Source organism: Microbacterium sp. Bi128 (genome assembly GCF_918698205.1).
Genome location: NZ_CAKKMM010000769.1, coordinates 1 through 2,409 on the forward strand (window position 1 = coordinate 1; position 2,409 = coordinate 2,409).

The 2,409-nt window shown below is 67.1% G+C and carries 2 protein-coding genes and 1 pseudogene; 1 reads left to right on the plus strand and 2 read right to left on the minus strand.

Translation table 11 applies throughout. The annotated features are described in order from the left end of the window. Together LQV45_RS25995 and LQV45_RS26000 are read right to left on the minus strand one after the other, a co-directional pair. On the minus strand, positions 1-715 hold a 715-nt coding region (locus LQV45_RS25995), incomplete at its 3' end, for a fatty acid desaturase (protein ID WP_374208298.1). Between the two features lie 13 nt (positions 716-728). Beyond that, a complete protein-coding gene (locus tag LQV45_RS26000; RefSeq protein WP_028276907.1) occupies positions 729-1,808 on the minus strand; it encodes a ferredoxin reductase in 1,080 nt (359 codons plus the stop codon). Positions 1,809-1,905: 97 nt separating this feature from the next. Between LQV45_RS26000 and LQV45_RS26005 the strand changes: the two are divergent. Next, a pseudogene (locus tag LQV45_RS26005) lies at positions 1,906-2,409 on the plus strand (PucR family transcriptional regulator); the annotation flags it as partial.

Sequence of the window (2,409 nt, forward strand, 5' to 3'; positions counted from 1 at the left end):
GGGCTTCCTTGGACTTCCGGCCCTCTTTGTAGTCCACCAGTTCGAGGTCGTAGATCGCGATGCCCCACTCGAAGACCGGTGCCAGCAGCGCGTTGTACAGCGGGTTGCCCAGGTTGAAGGGCGTCCATTTCTGGTCCGGATCCATCCGCAGCAGGTTGTATCCGATGTCGTTGTCCTTGCCGACCACATTTGTCCAGCGGTGGTGGAGATCGTTGTGGGTGTGCTGCCAGGAGCGCGCGGGGGTGACGAAGTCCCATTCCCAGGTGGTGGAGTGGATGTCCGGGTCCCGCATCCAGTCCCACTGCCCGTGCAGGATGTTGTGCCCAAGTTCCATGTTTTCCAGGATCTTGGCGAAGCTCAGCAGCGCGGTGCCGGCGAACCAGGCGGGCTTCTTCTTGCTGACAAGGAGCAGGGCACGGCCGGAGAGCTCCAGGCCGCGCTGGATCTTGATCATGCGGCGGATGTAGGCGGCATCGGCGGACCCGCGCTTGGCGAGGATGTCATCCTTGATGGCGTCGAGTTCGCGCCCCAGCTCCGCCACCTGCTCGTCGGAGAGGTGGGCGGCCGCGGGCGGACGCAACAGCGGGCTGCCGGTCTCGGCGAGGGCGCCGGGCCGCGTCTTCGCGACCGTGACGACCTTTGCTGTGTCGGCTGAACCGCTGGTGGCGGGGGTGTCGGCGTCGGAAAGGTCCGGTTTGTTGGAAACAATCGTCATGCGGTGATACTCCTCAGAGGTCGAGGTTAACGGGGCCGGCGGCTGCCGACACGCACGTCTGGATTAGTTGGCCGGGCTCGCCGTGCACTTCGTTGGTGCGCAGGTCACGGACGTGGCCGGCCCGCAGCGGGATGAGGCAGCTGTGGCAGATACCCATCCGGCAGCCGCTGGGCATGAGGATGCCGGCGTCCTCGCCGACATCGAGCAGCGGGGTGTCGCCATCGGCCTCGACTTCACGGTCGGAGGCCTCGAAGGTGACCAGGCCGCCGTCGTGCCCGGCGCCGCCGGCGAGGCTGGTGCTGAAGCGTTCGATGGTCAGGGTGCCCGAGCTGGCCGCGGCCTGCTGGGCGTCCTCCGCTTCGGCCTCCCACAGCGCCTCGGCGTCGTTGAGGAACCCTTCCGGACCGCATGCGTAGGCGGCGCGCTGGCGCCAGTCCGGGCAGAGCCGGTCCAGGTCGGCGGCCGAGGTGAAGTCCAGCCGTCCGCTCTCACCGGTGAACCAGTGCGTGACGCGCAGGTTGGGGAACTGGTCGGCGAGCTCGGCGAGTTCTTCACGGAAGATGGTGTCCGCGGCGGTGCGGGCTGTGTGGATCAGGACGACGTCCGAATCCGGGCGGTGCGGAACGAGCGTGCGGATCATCGACATCACCGGGGTGATCCCGCTGCCGGCCGTGAGCATGAGCAGCGGCCGCGGATGCTCGGGCAGGACGAAATCGCCCTGCGGGGGCGCCAGGAACAGGACGTCGCCGGGCTTGGTGCCGCGCACGAGGGCCCCGGAGACGGCGCCCATGTCGGTCACGGTGATTGCCGGGTCCTGTCCGGCGGGGGCGCTGAGCGAGTAGGACCGCCAGTGGCGGACACCGTCGAGCTCGACGCCAATACGGGCCCACTGGCCGGCAAGATGTGCTTGCCAGCCGCGGCCGGGACGGAAGAAAATGGTGGCGGAATCGGCCGTTTCTGGAACCACCCTGGTGACTACGCCGCGCAATTGGCGAGCGGAAAACACAGGATTGAACAGCGACAGAATGTCTTCTGGAGCTAGTGGGGTGGTCAGTAGAGATGCGGCGCGCGCCAGCTTACGGAGCCGGATCATTCATCAAGCTTATGTCAGATTGCGCCATACTTCTTCACCCAAGGCATACGATCGACTCAAGAAAACTATCCCGCCGCAACAACTCATCGGACTGTTCATGAACACATCCCCTGCCCGGGAGCCTGCCGGCCCCACCCCCGCCTACGATCCTCCCTGGCTGGCCCTGCCGCGGGAGGTCAGCGACATGCTGCGGCCGCGGATGCCCGGCATTGTGGAGGCCATCATCGAAGCCGTCCCGCAGCTCGTCCCGGCGTACGCCAGACCGATCGAGGGGCGCTTTGGCAGGGGGCTGCGCAGGGGCGTGGCCGCGGCACTGGACCGCTTCCTGCAACTGCCCGGGACCCGGCTGCCAGCGCTGTCCGAGGAAAGCCGGGAGCTGGTGGCCGGGCTGGGCAGCGGCGAGTTCCGGCAGGGGCGGAGCATGGACGCGCTCCTGAGCGCCTACCGGATGGGCGCCCGCGTGACGTTCCGGGAGATGTCCAAAGTCTCAGTGGAACATCATCTGGGCCAGGGCGTCGTGGTGGATCTGGGCGAATCGATCCTCGCGTACATCGATGAGCTGTCAGCGGTCAGCGCCGAGGCCTACGCCTTTGAGCAGTCC